14 protein-coding genes are annotated in these 16,685 nt (G+C 70.3%); 11 read left to right on the top strand and 3 right to left on the bottom strand.

From position 1 onward, the window contains the following. The first annotated feature begins 205 nt into the window (after positions 1-205). Entirely contained in the window at positions 206-2,455 is a 2,250-nt protein-coding gene (locus ACN4JJ_RS16455; protein ID WP_440710976.1) for a HelD family protein, read from the top strand. Positions 2,456-2,532: 77 nt separating this feature from the next. Here the strand turns inward: ACN4JJ_RS16455 and ACN4JJ_RS16450 are convergent, their stop codons facing one another. Continuing rightward, positions 2,533-3,891: an MFS transporter gene (locus ACN4JJ_RS16450; protein ID WP_440710975.1), complete on the bottom strand. Its 1,359-nt coding sequence runs from the start codon at positions 3,889-3,891 to the stop codon at positions 2,533-2,535. Beyond that, a complete protein-coding gene (locus ACN4JJ_RS16445; protein WP_440710974.1) occupies positions 3,888-4,988 on the bottom strand; it encodes an isopenicillin N synthase family dioxygenase in 1,101 nt (366 codons plus the stop codon). The genes ACN4JJ_RS16450 and ACN4JJ_RS16445 overlap by 4 nt, the downstream gene beginning before the upstream one ends. 197 nt (positions 4,989-5,185) lie before the next feature. Here ACN4JJ_RS16445 and rpsO point away from each other — a divergent pair, with 197 nt between their 5' ends. The 10 genes from rpsO (at position 5,186) to ACN4JJ_RS16395 (ending at position 16,060) form a co-directional block, all read left to right on the top strand. Then, positions 5,186-5,455, top strand: coding sequence for a 30S ribosomal protein S15 (gene rpsO / locus ACN4JJ_RS16440; protein ID WP_259527083.1), 270 nt, complete (start codon positions 5,186-5,188; stop codon positions 5,453-5,455). A gap of 197 nt (positions 5,456-5,652) precedes the next feature. Beyond that, positions 5,653-6,846: an LLM class flavin-dependent oxidoreductase gene (locus ACN4JJ_RS16435; RefSeq protein ID WP_440710973.1), complete on the top strand. Its 1,194-nt coding sequence runs from the start codon at positions 5,653-5,655 to the stop codon at positions 6,844-6,846. A 2-nt stretch (positions 6,847-6,848) separates the two neighbouring features. Next, on the top strand, positions 6,849-7,496 hold the full coding sequence (locus tag ACN4JJ_RS16430) for an FMN reductase (RefSeq protein ID WP_440710972.1): 648 nt from the start codon (positions 6,849-6,851) through the stop codon (positions 7,494-7,496). A 78-nt stretch (positions 7,497-7,574) separates the two neighbouring features. Then, a complete protein-coding gene (locus ACN4JJ_RS16425) occupies positions 7,575-8,723 on the top strand; it encodes a type III polyketide synthase (RefSeq protein ID WP_440710971.1) in 1,149 nt (382 codons plus the stop codon). 3 nt (positions 8,724-8,726) lie between these two features. Continuing rightward, entirely contained in the window at positions 8,727-9,464 is a 738-nt protein-coding gene (locus tag ACN4JJ_RS16420) for a class I SAM-dependent methyltransferase (RefSeq protein WP_440710970.1), read from the top strand. Positions 9,465-9,474: 10 nt separating this feature from the next. Further along, entirely contained in the window at positions 9,475-10,671 is a 1,197-nt protein-coding gene (locus ACN4JJ_RS16415) for an FAD-dependent oxidoreductase (protein WP_440710969.1), read from the top strand. Positions 10,672-10,756: 85 nt separating this feature from the next. Beyond that, the gene (locus ACN4JJ_RS16410; protein WP_440710968.1) at positions 10,757-11,341 is read left to right on the top strand and encodes a hypothetical protein; all 585 of its coding nucleotides are present in this window, start codon (positions 10,757-10,759) and stop codon (positions 11,339-11,341) included. A gap of 270 nt (positions 11,342-11,611) precedes the next feature. Then, positions 11,612-13,903, top strand: a complete 2,292-nt coding sequence (locus ACN4JJ_RS16405) for a polyribonucleotide nucleotidyltransferase (protein ID WP_440710967.1) — start codon at positions 11,612-11,614, stop codon at positions 13,901-13,903. Positions 13,904-14,081: 178 nt separating this feature from the next. Further along, positions 14,082-15,458 carry a M16 family metallopeptidase gene (locus ACN4JJ_RS16400; protein WP_440710966.1) on the top strand — a complete coding sequence of 459 codons (1,377 nt, stop codon included), beginning with the start codon at positions 14,082-14,084 and terminating at the stop codon, positions 15,456-15,458. Next, positions 15,458-16,060 (top strand): histidine phosphatase family protein, encoded by a 603-nt coding sequence (locus tag ACN4JJ_RS16395; RefSeq protein WP_440710965.1) that lies wholly within the window; start codon positions 15,458-15,460, stop codon positions 16,058-16,060. Before ACN4JJ_RS16400 ends, ACN4JJ_RS16395 begins: the two co-directional genes overlap by 1 nt. A gap of 136 nt (positions 16,061-16,196) precedes the next feature. Here the strand turns inward: ACN4JJ_RS16395 and ACN4JJ_RS16390 are convergent, their stop codons facing one another. After that, the gene (locus tag ACN4JJ_RS16390) at positions 16,197-16,676 is read right to left on the bottom strand and encodes a GNAT family N-acetyltransferase (RefSeq protein ID WP_440710964.1); all 480 of its coding nucleotides are present in this window, start codon (positions 16,674-16,676) and stop codon (positions 16,197-16,199) included. Positions 16,677-16,685 lie beyond the last annotated feature (9 nt).

Raw genomic sequence — 16,685 nt, 5'->3', positions numbered from 1 at the left:
CCTTGCGGTGGAGTTGCAGCTGCCGCCGGCTTCTGGGCGCTCTCACGAACGGACGCGACGTACACGCCGCCGCGTCCGTTCGTCGCGTTCGGGTTGCTTCGACAAATCGTGCAGGTGCACGGCACTCTTTCACCTGGCCGTCCGGTGGTGACTTCCGCGTCGGATTCCGCGAGTAGAATTGCTTGCCGGTGATTCGGGAGGTGGCGTGGCTGGGTCTGAGCTCGAACGCGAACGGGAGTACGTCGGGGGGCTGTACGAGCGGCTCGACGGCCTGCGCGAAGAAGCGGAACGCGAGCTCACCGTGGTGCGGCGCGACGACGTCGGCGGCAACCATCAGTCGCGATCCGAGCGGGATGCCTTCGCCCGCGTCTACGAGGATCGCATCCACCAGCTCCGCGAGGTGGGCGAGCGGCTGGCCTTCGGCCGCCTCGAACTGATCGAACCCGATCCGGAGCCGGGAGCCGGCAGCTCCACGCTGCGCTACATCGGCCGGATCGGCCTGCGCGACGAGAACCTCGAACCGCTGCTGCTCGACTGGCGGGCACCGCAGGCGCGCGCCTTCTACCAGGCCACCGCCGCCACCCCCCTCGGCGCCCGCGCGCGCCGGCACCTCACCACGCGCGGCCGCGAGGTCGTGCGGATCGAGGACGAGGTCTTCGACGCCTCCCTGCTCGAGGAGGACGGCACCCAGTTGCAGGGCGAGGGCGCCCTGCTGGCCGCGCTCACCGCCCAGCGCACCGGTCAGATGCACGACATCGTCTCCACCATCCAGGCCGAGCAGGACCGCGTGATCCGCTCCGACCTCGCCGGCGTGCTGGTCGTGCAGGGCGGGCCGGGCACCGGCAAGACCGCCGTGGCGCTGCACCGCGCCGCCTATCTGCTCTACACGCACCGGGAGCGTCTCGGCTCCAGCGGTGTGCTCGTCGTCGGCCCCAGCCGCGCGTTCCTGCAGTACATCAACGCCGTGCTGCCGAGCCTCGGCGAGACCGGTGTGGTGCTCGCGAGCCTCGGGCAGCTCTACCCCGGTCTCGACGTCACCGCCGAAGACGTTCCCGCCGTCGCGGCGCTGAAGGGATCGGCCGAGATGGCCGCGCTCATCCGCCGGGCGGTGCGATCGCGCCAGCGCGTGCCCGACGAGCCGCAGACGTTGGAGATCAACGGCGAGACGCTCGTGCTGCAGCCCGCCACCATCGCCGAGGCCATGGCGAAGGCGCGCGAATCCGGCAAGCCCTACAACGAGGGCCGGGTGTCGTTCGTGAAGAACGTGCTGGGTCAGCTCACCCGTCAGCTGGCCGACCAGCTGCGCCGGCGCGGCAGCACGGTCGACGAGGCCGATCAGGCCTACCTGCGCGAAGACATCCGCACCTCCTACGACGTGCGGGTCGCCCTCAACACGGCGTGGATCCCACTGACGCCCGAGAAGCTGCTCGAAGACCTCTACGCCCGCCCGCAGTGGCTGGCGTCGCTCACCTCGCACTGGTCGAAGGCCAAGCGCGAGCTGCTGCGGCGCGAGCGCGGCTCAGAACTCACCGTCTCCGACATCCCGCTGCTCGACGAGGCCGCCGAGCTGCTCGGCGAGCTCGACGCGGTCGACTCGGCGCAGAAGCGCGCCGAGAAGGCGCAGCGCAAGCGCGACCTCGAGAACGCCAGGAACGCCATCCGCAACATGGACGTGGAGGGCCAGGTCTCGGCCGAGTCGGTGGTCGCCGGATTCGCCGAGTCGGCCGCATCGCTGACCACCGCCGAGCGGGCCGCCTCCGACCGCAGCTGGACCTACGGTCACATCGTCGTGGACGAGGCCCAGGAGCTCTCGCCGATGCAGTGGCGCGTGCTGCTGCGCCGCGCCCCGCTGCGCTCGTTCACGATCGTGGGCGATGTGGCGCAGGCGAGCTCAGCCGCCTCCTCCACGAGCTGGGAGGCGACGCTCTCGCCGCTGATCGGCGAGAACTGGCGGCTCGAGGAGCTGACGGTGAACTACCGCACGCCCTCGCAGATCGTGGATGCCGCCGAGCGCGTGGCCGAGGCCAACGGCCTCTCGGTCACGCGGTCGCGCTCCGTGCGCACCACGCCGTGGCCGGTCGCGGCGCTGCCGAGCGCCGACGAGGCCGACCTGGCGGCGGTGGTGACCGCGCAGCTCGGCGAGATGATCGCCTCGGGTGGCACGAGCGCGGTGATCGCTCCGGCGTCCCGCTTCGAGCGGATGCGCGAGGTGCTCTCGGCGGAGTTCGGCGAGCAGCTCGGCGTCGGCGTGAACGGTCTCTCGCGGAGCGCCGCCCTGCTCACGCCCGCCGATGCCAAGGGTCTCGAGTTCGACTCGGTGCTGGTGGTCTCGCCCGCCGGCCTGATCGCCGAGAACACGCGCGGAGCATCCGCTCTCTACGTGGCGATGACCCGCCCCACCCAGCGCCTCACGCTGGTCCTTGCCCCCGGCGAGCACCCTCCCGCGGGCCTCTGACCCCCACCCCGCCGACCCGTCACTTTCTCCCGCTTTGAGGGTCGAATAGCGGGAGAAAGTGACGGGTCGGCGAGGGGTCAGGGGCGCGGGTCGAGCGCGTCGTAGGCGCGGAAGGTGTGCACGAGGCGCAGGATGAGCGTGGCCGCCAGGATGACGAGCAGGCCTCCGAGCAGCGGCGGGAACCAGAGCGCAGCGAACACCGAGAGCACGCCGACGTAGAGGTCGCCGATCCGTGGCCCGCCCGCCACCACGACGGTGAACACGCCCTGCAGCCGGCCGCGCATGTTGTCGGGCACGGCGGCCTGCATCATGGTGGTGCGGAAGATCGCGCTGATCTCGTCCGCCGCGCCGGTCGCGGCCAGCGCCAGCGAGGCCAATACGATGCCGACCACGTTCGCGTCGGCGAGCTCCTGCGAGGCGGGGGCACCCGACAGCGTCGCCACGAGGACGACCACGCCGAACAGCGCCACGAAGAAGCCGTAGGCCTGCACCGCTCGGGCGATCGCCCGGCCCTGCCAGCGCACGCCGCCGAGCCGCCCCGAGAACACGCTCGCGAGCATCGTGCCGACCGCCGAGGCCGCGGTGAGGATGCCCACGGTGATGGGCCCGCCGCCGAGCACGAGCACGCCGATGGCGGGGAACAGCACGCGCGGCTGCCCGAACGTCATGGCCGCGATGTCGATCAGGAACTGCGCCCGGATGTTCGGCGCGTGCTTCAGGAACGACAGCCCGTACTTCAGCGAGGCGAGCCCAGGCCGCTGCACCTCGCCCTCGGGCAGGATGCGCGGCAGGCTCGCGATGCCCACGAAGGCGGCGACGAACAGGATGACGTCGATCGAATAGGTCCAGCCGAAGCCGACGGTCGCCACCAGCACGCCCGCGAGGGCGGGGCCGAGCGTCACCATCACCCCGATCGTGATGCCGTTCAGCGCCGCGGCGGCCGGAAGCAGCTCGCGCGGCAGGATGCGCGGGTAGATCGCCGAGCGGGTCGCCCCCACCACGGTGGCGGAGACCGCGTTCACGGTGGCGAGGGCGTAGAGGGCCGCCACGCTGTCGGCGCCGGTCCAGGCGAGAGCGGCGAGCACGGCGGTCGACACCCAGGCCACGATCGCGGCGATCAGGGCCACCTTGCGGCGATCGAAGGCGTCGGCGAGCATGCCGCCGTAGAGGCCCGCCACGATCATCGGCAGCAGCGCGAACAGCGCCACCCCCGAGACGGCGAGCGTGGAGGAGGTGAGGCGGTAGATGTCGAGGCCCACCGCGACGATCGTCATCTGGCTGCCGATGCCCGAGATCGCCTGGCCGGCCCAGAGGCGCGCGAAGGCCGGGCTCTCCCGCAGCGGGGTCAGGTCGGCGAACGGATTGCGCCGTCGCTCGGGCGGCCCGGACCGCGTGGGCGCCCCGGGCTGTGCGGGTGTCTCGGGCGAGTCGCTCACGCCTGGTTGTTCTGGGCGGCCGCGGCCGCGATCTTCTCGACCAGGTCGGCGTGGTGGATCGCGGCGACATCCGGATGCGCGCGCAGCCGGCTCTTGAGCGAGTTCTCGCCGTAGGTGGTGAAGATCGGGTTGCCCGGATCGGTCGTCACGCCGCGGGTGTGGGCGGCCAGAGCCTCGGGGAGTTCGAGCACGGGCACGGTCGCATCCAGAGCCGGGGCGTAGAAGAACGGGATCGAGATGCGGTCGTCGCCGATGCGGGGCGAGATCACCCGGTGCACGGTGGCCTTGAGGTAGCCGTCGGTCGCCACCTCGAGCAGCTCGCCGATGTTGACCACGAAGGCGTCCTCCCGCGGCGGGGCGTCGATCCACGCGCCGTCCTTCTCCACCTGCAGGCCGCCCTTGCCGGGCTCCACGAGCAGCAGGGTGAGCACGCCGGAGTCCTTGTGGGCGCCCACGCCCTGCTTGGGCTCGGGGTCGCTCTTGCCGGGGTAGCGCACGATCTTGATCAGGGTGGAGGGGCGCTCGGCGAAGGCGGCGTCGAAGACGTCTTCGGAGGCGCCGAGCGAGACCGCCCAGGCCCGCAGCAGCGTGAGGGCCACCCGGCTGAGCGCGTCGTACCATTCGGCGACGACCTGCTGGAGCTCGGGGAGAGCATCCGGCCACTGGTTCGGGCCGTCGAGGCGCATGTAGTCGGGGATCACAGCGTCGGGGGTGCCGGCGGTGCGCTCCACCGGTTCGCGCTCCACGCCGATGTCGATCTGCTCGCGCCAGTCGACCTTGCCCTGGGTGAGCTCGCCGCCGACGCGGGTGTAACCGCGGAAGTGCGGGCTCTTGAGGTTCTCGATGGCCAGCTTGTCGGCCTCGGGCAGGTCGAAGAACTGCCGGGCCGTGGTCATCACGCGCTCGATCAGCTCGTGCGGTACGCCGTGCCCGGTGAGGTAGAAGAAGCCGTACTCGTGCGTGGCCTCGCGCAGGTCGATGCGGAAGGCCTCGGCCTCCGCGTCGCCGGCGCCGAGCCGGGAGAGGTCGAGCACGGGGAGGGTGGCCGCGTCGAGCGTGCCCGCAGTCGTCGTGCCTGCAGTCGTATTGGGGGTCATTGAGGTATCCATTCCGCCGTCGTGCAACGCCTCTCCACTATGGACTGTTCCCGATCCCTCGTCGAACCGGTCGCCGGGATTGTTACGGCCGTGTTTCTGGTAAGCTCTACAGGTTGCCGTGAGAACGGCCGCGGATAAAGAGAGCCGCAGCATCAGGCTGGCCGGCACCGCGCAACGAGAGAAAGGGGATCCCATCTATGGCACTCGAGTCAGACGTCAAGAAGGCGATCATCGAAGAGTACGCAACCCACCCCGGTGACACCGGATCCCCCGAAGTGCAGGTCGCAATGATGACCCGTCGCATCAAGGATCTCACCGAGCACCTCAAAGAGCACAAGCACGACCACCACTCGCGTCGTGGTCTGCTGCTCCTGGTGGGCCAGCGTCGCCGCCTCCTGGGCTACCTCCAGGACATCGACATCGACCGCTACCGTTCGCTCATCGAGCGCCTCGGCCTGCGCCGATAGTTCGCCTTCCAGGCGACACAGTCGATCAGGCGGCAGCTCTCCGCTGACACCGCGATCTTCTTCACGAAGGCCGTCATCCTCCGGGGTGGCGGCCTTCGTCGTTCCCGTGACGCGGCGGGAATAGATCACCGACAGGAGCGTTGTATCGGATATCCATGCAAACGCATGGAGTAGGAACCGCCACAAGCGAGGTCGACATGCAGTTCGGAATCTTCACCGTCGGAGACGTCACCACCGACCCGACCACCGGCACCACCCCCACCGAGAACGAGCGCATCAAGGCCATCCTGACCATCGCGCAGAAGGCCGAAGAGGTGGGCCTGGACGTCTTCGCCCTCGGCGAGCACCACAATGAGCCCTTCGTGCCCAGCAGCCCCACGACGATGCTCGGCTACGTCGCGGCCAAGACCGAGAAGCTGCTGCTCAGCACCGCCACCACGCTGATCACCACGAACGACCCGGTGAAGATCGCCGAGGACTACGCGATGCTGCAGCACGTGGCCGACGGCCGCGTCGACCTGATGATGGGCCGCGGCAACACCGGGCCGGTGTACCCCTGGTTCGGCAAGGACATCCGCCAGGGCATCCCGCTCGCCATCGAGAACTACGCGCTGCTGCGCCGCCTCTGGGACGAGAAGGTCGTCGACTGGGAGGGCCAGTTCCGCACCCCGCTGCAGGGCTTCACCAGCACGCCCCGGCCGCTGGACGACGTGGCGCCGTTCGTGTGGCACGGCAGCATCCGCAGCCCGGAGATCGCCGAGCAGGCCGCCTATTACGGCGACGGATTCTTCGCCAACCACATCTTCTGGCCCAAGGAGCACTTCGCCCGCCTGGTGAACTACTACCGCCAGCGCTTCGAGCACTACGGCCACGGCCGCGCCGACCAGGCCTACGTGGGCCTCGGCGGACAGGTCTTCATGGCCAAGAACTCGCAGGACGCGGTGAACCGGTTCCGCCCGTACTTCGACAAGGCCCCGGTGTACGGCCACGGCCCGTCGCTGGAGGACTTCACCTCGCAGACCCCGCTCACCGTGGGCAGCCCGCAGGAGGTCATCGACCGCACGCTCGGCTTCCGCGAGACCTTCGGCGACTACCAGCGCCAGCTGTTCCTGATGGACCACGCCGGCCTGCCGCTGAAGACCGTGCTCGAGCAGCTCGACCTGCTCGGCGAGCTCGTCGTGCCCGTGCTCCGCAAGGAGATGGACGCCCTGCGCCCGGCGCACGTTCCGGACGGCCCCACCCATCAGAGCGAGATCGAGCGGATGGCGGCCCGCCGGACCGCGAAGGCCGTTCAGGATGCGGAGGCCCAGTCCGCCGTCGCGGCCGAGGCCGCCCGCTCGGGGTCGGCTGCCGCCCACACCGGCGCCGCTTTCGGCCTGCAGGGAGCCTGACCATGACCCCGGATGCCACCTCCACCAAGAAGCTCGTCGCCGTCTCGGCGGGGCTCAGCCAGCCGTCGTCGACGCGGCTGCTGGCCGACCGCCTCGCCGAGGCGACGGTGGTCGACCTCGCCGATCGCGGGGTCGGCGCCGAGCTCACCGTGATCGACCTGCGCGACCTCGCGCACGACATCACGAACAACCTGATCACCGGCTTCCCGAGCACCGCGCTCCAGTCGGCGCTCGACGCCGTGACCACGGCCGACGGACTGATCGCGGTGACGCCGATCTTCACGGCCAGCTACAGCGGCCTGTTCAAGTCGTTCTTCGACGTGATCGACAACACCGCCCTCACCGGTCTGCCGACCCTCATCGCGGCGACCGGCGGAACCCCGAGGCACTCGCTCGCGCTCGATCACGCCCTGCGCCCGCTGTTCAGCTACCTGCGCGCCCCGGTGCTGCCGACCAGCGTGTTCGCGGCCACCGAGGACTGGGGGAGCGGCTCGGCCGACGACGGCTTCCCCACCCTGCCCGACCGCATCCGCCGGGCCGCGGGCGAGCTCGCCGCCGTGGTGGCGGTCTCGACCCGCTCCACCGAGGTGAACGACCCGTTCGATCTGGACGCATCGTTCAGCCCCGTCGGCGGCTACGGAGCGCAGTAGGCCGAGGCTTTCCGGGCCGCCGGTGGGACATTGCCGCGATCGGACCCCGCCGGCACACGATCGTGCTTACATGGGCCTATGGCAGTGAGCGTGCGAACCATCCAGACCGCGATACCGGCCACAGTCCTCCGGCAGCCCCAGGTGCGCGACGTGTTCGCGTCGCAGCCCGGTCTCACCCGGCTCGGCACGCGACTGGTCTCCGCCTCCTTCGACGGATCGGGGATCGACACCCGGTACACGGCGATCGACGAGCTCACCCTCGACACGCAGACCGAGCATCCGCAGTTCTTCGACCTCGCCAGCGGCCACCTGCTCGCCCCCTCCACGAAGGTGCGCAACGAGCTCTACATCGAGCGTGCCAGCGCCCTCTACGTGGAGGCCGGCCGCCGGGCGCTCGAGGCGGCCGAGGGGATCACCGCCGCCGACATCACGCATGTCGTGACCGTCTCGTGCACCGGGTTCTTCGCCCCGGGCCCGGACTACGTGCTCGTGCGGCAGCTCGGCCTCGCGCCGAGCACCCTCCGCTACCACGTCGGCTTCATGGGCTGCTACGCGGCCTTCCCGGCCCTGCGGATGGCGAAGTCGTTCTGCGAGGCGGATCCGGATGCCGTCGTCCTGGTCGTGAGCGCGGAGCTGTGCACCCTGCACGTGCGCTCCTCGAACGAGCCCGACCAGATCGTCGCCTCGTCGGTCTTCGCCGACGGCGCCGCGGCGGCGATCGTGACGGCGCGCGACCTGCCGTCCTCGTCTCCCGTGCTCGACCTCGACGCCTTCGAGAGCGTGCTCACCCCGGTGGGCGAAGAGGACATGGCCTGGAAGATCGGCGACGAGGGCTTCGAGATGATCCTCAGCTCCTACGTGCCGAAGATCATCGACCAGCACATCTCCGCAGCGCTCGAACCGCTACTGGCCCGCGAGCCCGGCCTCGGCGACGCACCGCAGGACACGATCGCGCACTGGGCCATCCACCCCGGCGGCCGGAGCATCCTCGACAAGGTGGAGGCGAAGCTGCAGCTCTCCGAGGCGCAGCTCGTGCCCTCGCGGGGAGTGCTTCGGGAGTACGGCAACATGTCCAGCGCCACCATCCTGTTCGTGCTGAAGGCGATCATGGACGCCGGGCCGGGCGCGGACACCGCATCCGGAGACCGCGTGTGCGCCATGGCCTTCGGCCCGGGCCTCACCGTCGAGACGGGACTGATGACGCTCCGGCCCGCACGGGAGGCCTAGAGCGTGGCGTTCGGCATCCCCTCGATGCGCAAACGTGCGGTCGATGCGCGCGAGCGCATGGACGAGCCCGACTGCAACCTCCTCACGCTCAACCGCACCTATGAGCAGTTCCGGCTCGTGAACGCGGTCGTGGCGGGCTGGCGGGACACCTACCGTCAGCGCATCCGCCCGCTCCTGTCGCGCACCGAGCCGTCGACGCTGCTGGACATCGGATGCGGCGGGGGAGACGTCGCCCGGGCGCTCGCCCGCTGGGCGGCGAAAGACCGCCTGCTGCTCGAGGTCACGGCCATCGACCCCGACCCGCGCGCCCTGGACTTCGCGGAGCGCGCCCCCAACCCCGACGGCGTGCGGTTCCTGCGCACCACGAGTGCCGCGCTGGTCGGCATCGCGGTGCGCTTCGACTTCGTGATCTCCAATCACGTGCTGCACCATCTCGACGCCGCTCAGCTCTCCGACCTGCTGATCGACTGCGAGCTGCTGTGCCGCGGTCTGTCGATCCACAGCGACATCCGGCGCAGCCCGATCGCCTACGCGGCGTTCTCGGTGGCGACGCTGCCGCTGCGCAACTCCTTCATCCGTGAAGACGGGCTCACCTCCATCCGCCGCAGCTACACCGAGGCCGAGTTGCGGGTGGCCGCGCGCCGCGACTGGGTGGTGGAGACGCAGGCGCCGTACCGCAACCTCCTGAGTTACGCCGCCAGTGCGGCGGCTCGGGACACGGTGCCCCCAGCGGATGCTTGACGGAGGGCGGATGCCTGACGGAGGGCGGATGCCCGACGGACCGCTGCACGACGTCGCCATCGTGGGCGCGGGGCCGGTGGGCGTCTTCCTGGCAGTGGCTCTGGCTCAGCGCGGGATCGACGTCGTGGTGCTCGAGAAGCGCACACGGGCGCACCGGCACTCCCGGGCGATCGGCATCCATCCGCCGTCGCTCGCCGCGCTCGAGCGGCTGGGCGTGCTCGAGGATATCGTGGGGTCGGGCGTGCGGATCGATCGTGGCGTGCTGCGCATCCGCGGCCGCGAGCGGGCACGGCTCGAGTTCGGCTCCACGGGAGCGCGCCTGCCGTTCGTGGTGTCGTTGCCGCAGCGCGTGACCGAGCGCATCCTCCGCGCGCGTCTGGCCGCCCTCGCTCCGGATGCGCTGCGCACCGGTGTCGAGGTGCGCCGGGTGGAGCGGCGGGCCGGGTCGGTGCTCCTCGAGCTCGGCGGAGAGGCCGCGTCCTTGCGCGCCCGGCTCGTGGTGGGGGCGGATGGCCCGTCGGGGGTCGTCGCGCGGGCGCTCGGGCACCCGGCTGCCGGCCGCACCTACCCGCACCGCTTTCTGATGGGCGACTTCGCCGACACGACGGGCGACGGCGCTCTCGCGGTGCTGCACCTGCACCCGCGCGGGATCGTGGAGTCGTTCCCGTTGCCGGACGGGCGGCGGCGCTGGGTGACGCACCTGCCGGTGGGCCTGGGCGGTGAGAGCCTCGACGCGGGCCTTCTCGCGCGGTTGATCGCCGAGCGCACCGCGCCCGGGGTGCCTCCCGACCCCGCCACCGCCACGATGACCAGCGCCTTCGACGTGCACCGGCGCATCCTTCCCCGGATGGCCTCGGACGACGGGCGCCTCGTGGTGATCGGCGACGCCGCGCACGAGGTGAGCCCGATCGGCGGCCAGGGCATGAACCTCGGCTGGCTCGACGCGGAGGCGCTGGCCGAGCGGGTGCCGTCGTTGCTGGCGGATCTCGAGTCGACTCAGCGTGCAGCATCTGCGATGCTGCGCGATCTCGAACGCACCCGTCTGCGCTCCGCCCGGGCGGCGGCGCGGCTGTCCGAGTTCAACATGGCCATGGGCCGGCCCACGTCGGGCGCGGGCTTCGCCCTGCGACGCGCTGTGATCGCGACCGCCGCCCTGCCACCGCTCGGCCGTGGCCTCGCCCGCGCCTTCACGATGCACGGACGCTGAAGGACGGGCGTCCGGGCGCGGCAGGGGCGGTCGTGCGGGCAGGGCGCGGCAGGGACGGTCACCCGGGCACGGCAGAATGGGAGGCATGGACCACGCGCGGAGACGGAAGCCCCTCTGGCGCTGGGAGGTGTTCCTGTTCGCGGTGGTGCTCGTGCTCGCGATGGCCGCGAGCCTGGTCTCGCGGATCGGCGGCGTGCCCGGGGCCGTGCTCTCCCTCGCCCTGCTGGTGCTGGCGATCGTGGCGGCGCTGCTGCTGATCGTTCCCCTGCTCCGGCCGAAGGGCCGCGACAGCGAGAACACCCGCCGGAGCCTCGAGGGCCTCGAGCTCGTCGAGATCGCGCCGGTGCACACCGTGCGCGTGCTGGAGTCGGAGCGTCGTCAGTACGGCATCGAGGCGGCGCGCGCCAAGACCGACGGCGAGCCCACCGCCATCCTGACTCCGGATGCGAGCCGCTGGCTGGGCCTCCGGTTGCGGATCGCGGTCGACCTGCGGGCCGGCGACGGGCAGCTCTACCGGGCCGGGTTCCTGCCGCCCGAGCTGGAGTCGGCCTGGAACGCACGGCTGCTGCCACTGGCCTCCGAGCACGCCGCCGCGGAGGTGCAGGCGCGGATCGTGGGCACCGAGCGACCGTTCCGGGTCGAGGTGCTGCTCGACACGCTGGTGGGGTAGCGGAGCCATCCTCGGTTCTCGCAGGTTGTGCTGGTAGCATGGGCACGTTGTGAGCAGGCTGGCAGGAAGCTGGTCCTCGGTGGTGGATTTCCGAACCTATGACATGCGTTCGGAGATTGTCTACTGGTGGCCAGCACACACGCCCCACGACGAAGCTGTACGAACAGACTTTCAGGGAACGTCGAAACTCCCTGCCGAACACGCCTGCTCCCACGCGAGGAGTCGCACGCCCACACGGGGCCGCGACGCTAAACAAAGGAGAAAGACCTCTTGGAAGGTCCTGAAATCAAATTCGCCGAAGCCGTTCTCGACAACGGCAAGTACGGCACCCGCACCGTCCGCTTCGAGACCGGCCGCCTCGCGCAGCAGGCTCAGGGCGCCGTCGCCGCGTACCTCGACGAAGACACCATGCTGCTGAGCGCCACGAGCGTCTCGAAGCACCCGAAAGACAACTTCGACTTCTTCCCGCTGACGATCGACGTCGAAGAGCGGTCCTACGCCGCCGGCAAGATCCCCGGCTCGTTCTTCCGCCGTGAGGGACGCCCCTCGACCGAGGCCATCCTGGTCTGCCGTCTGATCGACCGGCCGCTGCGCCCGTCGTTCGTCACCGGCCTCCGCAACGAGGTCCAGGTCGTCATCACCGTTCTGTCGATCGCTCCCGACGAGTTCTACGACTCGCTCGCGATCAACGCGGCATCCGCCTCGTCGCAGATCTCCGGCATCCCCTTCTCGGGCCCGATCGGTGCGGTGCGCCTCGCGCTCATGCCCGGCTACGGCACCGAGAAGGACCAGTGGATCGCCTTCCCGAAGGCCTCGCAGCTCGAGGAGGCCGTCTTCGACATCGTCGTCGCCGGTCGCGTCGTGACCGCGGCCGACGGTTCGCAGGACGTCGCCATCATGATGGTGGAGGCCGAAGCGACCGAGGGTTCCTGGAACCTGATCAAGGCCGGCGCCACCAAGCCCAACGAGGCCGTCGTGGCCGAGGGCCTCGAGGCCTCGAAGCCCTTCATCAAGCAGCTCGTCGAGGCGCAGGCCTCGATGGCCCAGCAGGCGAACAAGGCCGTGCAGGAGTACCCGGTGTTCCCGCCGTACACCTCGGCCGCCTACGACGCCGTCGCCGAGCTCGCCTACGACGAGCTGGTGGGCATCTACCAGATCGCTGACAAGATCGAGCGCCAGAACGCCGACGACGCCCTCAAGGACCGCGTCAAGGCCGCCCTCGCCGCGAAGGTCGAAGCGGGAACGCTCGACGCCTCGGTGCTCGGCCAGGTCTCGGCCGCGTACAAGTCGGTCACCAAGGTGGTCGTGCGCGGTCGCATCCTGAAGGAGGGCGTGCGCATCGACGGTCGTGGGCTGGCGGACATCCGTCCGCTCGACGCCGAGGTCGCGGTCATCCCCCGCGTGCACGGTTCGGCGATCTTCCAGCGCGGTGAGACCCAGATCCTGGGCGTCACCACGCTGAACATGCTCAAGATGGAGCAGCAGATCGACTCGCTCTCGCCCATCACGAAGAAGCGCTACCTGCACCACTACAACTTCCCGCCCTACTCGACCGGTGAGACCGGCCGCGTGGGTTCGCCGAAGCGTCGCGAGATCGGGCACGGCTTCCTGGCCGAGCGCGCCCTCGTGCCGGTGCTGCCCTCGCGTGAGGAATTCCCCTACGCCATCCGTCAGGTGTCCGAGGCCCTCGGGTCAAACGGCTCCACCTCGATGGGCTCCGTCTGCGCCAGCACCCTGTCGCTGCTGAACGCCGGTGTGCCGCTGCGCGCCCCGGTCGCCGGTATCGCCATGGGCCTGGTCTCCGACGAGGTCGACGGCGAGACCCGTTACGCGGCTCTCACCGACATCCTCGGCGCCGAAGACGCCCTGGGCGACATGGACTTCAAGGTGGCCGGAACCAGCGAGTTCATCACCGCGATCCAGCTCGACACCAAGCTCGACGGCATCCCCACCTCGGTGCTGGACGGCGCCCTGAAGCAGGCGAAGGCCGCGCGCGACGCGATCCTCTCCGTGCTCAACTCGGCGATCGACGCTCCGGATGAGATGGCCCCGACCGCGCCCCGCGTGATCTCGGTCAACATCCCCGTCGACAAGATCGGCGAGCTGATCGGCCCCAAGGGCAAGACGATCAACGCCATCCAGGACGAGACCGGCGCCGACATCTCGATCGAGGAAGACGGCACCGTGTACATCGGCGCCGTCGACGGTCCCTCCGCCGAGGCGGCCCGCGCCCAGGTCAACGCCATCGCGAACCCGCAGAACCCCGAGATCGGCGAGCAGTTCCTCGGAACCGTCGTCAAGCTCGCCACGTTCGGCGCGTTCGTCTCCCTGCTCCCGGGCAAGGACGGCCTGCTGCACATCTCCGAGGTGCGCAAGCTCGCCGGTGGCAAGCGCGTCGAGAACGTCGAAGACGTGCTCGGCGTCGGCCAGAAGATCCTGGTCGAGATCACCAAGATCGACGACCGCGGAAAGCTGTCGCTCGCTCCGGTGCTCGCCGAAGCCGCCGACACCGAGGGTTCCGCCGCGCACAGCGAGGGCCCCGAGGCTCCCGCCGAAGGCTGAGCTGGCTGCCGAGGGCGCCGGGCTTCGCTCGGCACCTTGGGTCATTGAGAAAGGCCCGTTGCTTTTGAATTCACTTTTGTGGGTTCGGGGGCGACGGGCCTTTTTTGCGTGGTCCTGCGGCACGTGCCTGGCAGTTTGCCGGGACGGGGCTCTTGGCTTGCAGACTATGGTTGAGACGATGACGAACGGCGCTGTATCTCTTCCTCTTGATCTTCCTGAGCTGTCCATCGGCACCGTCGCCGAGGGACTGGTACGTCGAACGATCTTGCCGAGCGGTGTGCGCATCCTCACCGAGCACATTCCGGGGTCGCGCAGCGCGACCATCGGGTACTGGGTCGCCGCGGGGTCGCGTGACGAGCTCGGTGCGGTCGACGGGATGCCCTCGCGGTACGGGTCGACCCACTTCCTCGAGCACCTGCTGTTCAAGGGCACACCCACGCGCTCGGCGCTGGACATCGCGATCTCGTTCGACTCCGTGGGCGGCGAGCACAACGCCGTCACCAGCAAGGAGTACACCTGCTACTACGCGAAGGTGCGCGACGCCGACCTGCCGATGGCGGTCGACGTGCTCTGCGACATGCTCACCTCCTCGGTGCTGGATCGCGACGAGTTCGAGACCGAGCGCGGCGTCATCCTCGAAGAACTCGCGATGGCCGAAGACGACCCGGGCGACGTGGTGGGGGAGCGCCTGTTCGAGGCCGTGCTGGGCGGGCATCCGCTCGGCCGTCCCGTGGGCGGCACCCCCGAGGCCATCCGCGCCGTCACGCGCGACGCGGTGTGGGAGCACTATCTCGCCTCCTACCGGCCCAACGACCTCGTGGTGACCGCCGCCGGCGCCGTCGACCACGACGTGATCGTGCAGCAGGTCACCGCCGCGCTGTCGGCCTCCACCTGGGACCTCGACCTGCCCGCCACCCCGCGCTCCCGGCGCCCCCTCGCCGCGCTCGAGGGATCGTCGGTGCCGGCCGCCGGGCAGCCGGTCTCGATAACCCAGAAGCCCACCGAGCAGGCCAGCATCATGGTGGGCATGCCCGGCATCGTGGCCTCCGACGACCGCCGCACCACCATGGGCGTGCTCAACTCGGTGTTCGGCGGCGGCATGTCGTCGCGCCTCTTCCAGGAGGTGCGCGAGAAGCGCGGCCTCGCCTACTCGGTCTACTCCTTCGCCCCCAGCTACTCGGATGCGGGCATCTTCGCCATGTACGCGGGCTGCACGCCGGGCCGCGAGCGGTCGGTGACCGACCTCATGCTCTCCGAACTGCGCCGCCTCGCCGACGACGGCATCACCCCCGAGGAGCTCACGCGCGCGCACGGCCAGCTCTCCGGATCCGCCGCCCTCGCTCTGGAGGACAGCGACACCCGGATGTCGCGACTCGGCCGCGCCGAACTGACCCTGGGCGAGTTCATCGACCTCGACGAGAGCGTGCGCCGCCTGATGGCCGTCACTCGCGACGATGTGCAGGAGCTCGCCCGCGAGCTTCTCGAGGGCCCGGTGAGCATCGCCGCCGTGGGGCCGCTGGCCGACGACGCCTTCCTCGAAGTGGTGGGCACCTGATGGCGCACACCCTCTATCTCGTGCGGCACGGCGAGCAGCTCGACGCCGAGCACGGCGTCGACGACGGCCCGCTGTCGCCGCGTGGCCAGCGCCAGGCCCGGCTGATCGCCGACCGGCTGGGCGGCGTGCCCTTCGACAACGTCTGGCACTCGCCCCTCCAGCGCGCCGAACAGACCGCGGCGATCATGTCGGAGCATCTGCCGGCTCTCGACCCGCAGCCGAGCGCGCTGCTGTTCGACTGCGTGCCCACCGGCTACTCGCCGCAGATGCCGCACACCTTCGAGGCCTACTTCAACTCGGTCTCCGAGGCCGAGCTCGAGGCCGGCCAGGCACAGATGTCGGATGCCGTGGCCGAGTTCCTCACCCCGGCCCGTGACACCACGCACGACCTCCTCATCACGCACAACTTCGTGATCGCCTGGTTCGTGCGCGAGGCGGTCAGCGCCCCCGAGTGGCGCTGGGCCGGAATCAACCAGGCCCACTGCGGCCTCACCATCATCCGCTACAAGGCCGGCCGCCTCCCCGAGCTCGTCGCCCACAACGACCTGGGACACCTCCCGGTAGAGCTCCGCACCGGCGTGAACGACCCGCAGCCCTATTAGGCGCCGCCGCCCCTGCGGCGCCTAGGTGCGATGACTTTTCGGTGCCTGCGTGTTGGGCGCCCTCAGGGCTGAATGCGACGTACACGCCGCCGCATTCAGCCCGGCTGGGCTGTTGGGCGCCGCCGCCCTGCCGGGCCTAGCGGAGTAGGGCTTTGCGGTACCAGCGGGTGGCGTTGGGGTTGTCGTTGTAGGGGGCGGTGGGCTCGAAGCCGAGGCGGGCGTAGAGGCGTGCGGCGGCCGTGAGGCTGTCGTGCGTGTCGAGGACGAGCTCGGTGGCCCCGAAAGCACGGGCGCGGGACTCCAGCTCGGCCATCAGGTCGCCCGCCCAGCCACGGCCTCGGGTCGAGGGATCGAGCCAGATGTTCTTGACCTCGTAGCGGACGGTTCCCTCGGAGGGGGCGGCGAGCATCCGGATGCCGCCGCAGCCGACCGCGCGGCCCTCGTCGTCTTCGACGACCAGGAAGACGCCGGCCGTGCCGGTGAAGGCCGCCGGGTCGGGGAAGGTCACGGCGTAGTCGCGGTCCTTCTCGGGGAAGGCCTCGGCCCGGAACGCGAAGTAGGTGGTGAGCAGGTCGTGCACCTCGGGGGAGGTGACGTCGCCGGGCCGGATGCGCATGCCTCCAGC

The organism is Herbiconiux dendrobii (assembly GCF_052048175.1).
GTDB lineage: Bacteria > Actinomycetota > Actinomycetes > Actinomycetales > Microbacteriaceae > Herbiconiux.
Note: the sequence above shows the minus strand (reverse complement) of the source record. Positions and strands in the feature narration are given on the sequence as shown.

Coding starts and splice junctions, on each gene's coding strand:
- ACN4JJ_RS16445 (WP_440710974.1), bottom strand. CDS start 4,988: ATGACCCCCAATACGACTGCAGGCACGACGACTGCGGGCACGCTCGAC.
- rpsO (WP_259527083.1), top strand. CDS start 5,186: ATGGCACTCGAGTCAGACGTCAAGAAGGCGATCATCGAAGAGTACGCA.
- ACN4JJ_RS16435 (WP_440710973.1), top strand. CDS start 5,653: ATGCAGTTCGGAATCTTCACCGTCGGAGACGTCACCACCGACCCGACC.
- ACN4JJ_RS16430 (WP_440710972.1), top strand. CDS start 6,849: ATGACCCCGGATGCCACCTCCACCAAGAAGCTCGTCGCCGTCTCGGCG.
- ACN4JJ_RS16425 (WP_440710971.1), top strand. CDS start 7,575: ATGGCAGTGAGCGTGCGAACCATCCAGACCGCGATACCGGCCACAGTC.
- ACN4JJ_RS16415 (WP_440710969.1), top strand. CDS start 9,475: ATGCCTGACGGAGGGCGGATGCCCGACGGACCGCTGCACGACGTCGCC.
- ACN4JJ_RS16410 (WP_440710968.1), top strand. CDS start 10,757: ATGGACCACGCGCGGAGACGGAAGCCCCTCTGGCGCTGGGAGGTGTTC.
- ACN4JJ_RS16400 (WP_440710966.1), top strand. CDS start 14,082: ATGACGAACGGCGCTGTATCTCTTCCTCTTGATCTTCCTGAGCTGTCC.
- ACN4JJ_RS16395 (WP_440710965.1), top strand. CDS start 15,458: ATGGCGCACACCCTCTATCTCGTGCGGCACGGCGAGCAGCTCGACGCC.
- ACN4JJ_RS16390 (WP_440710964.1), bottom strand. CDS start 16,676: ATGCGCATCCGGCCCGGCGACGTCACCTCCCCCGAGGTGCACGACCTG.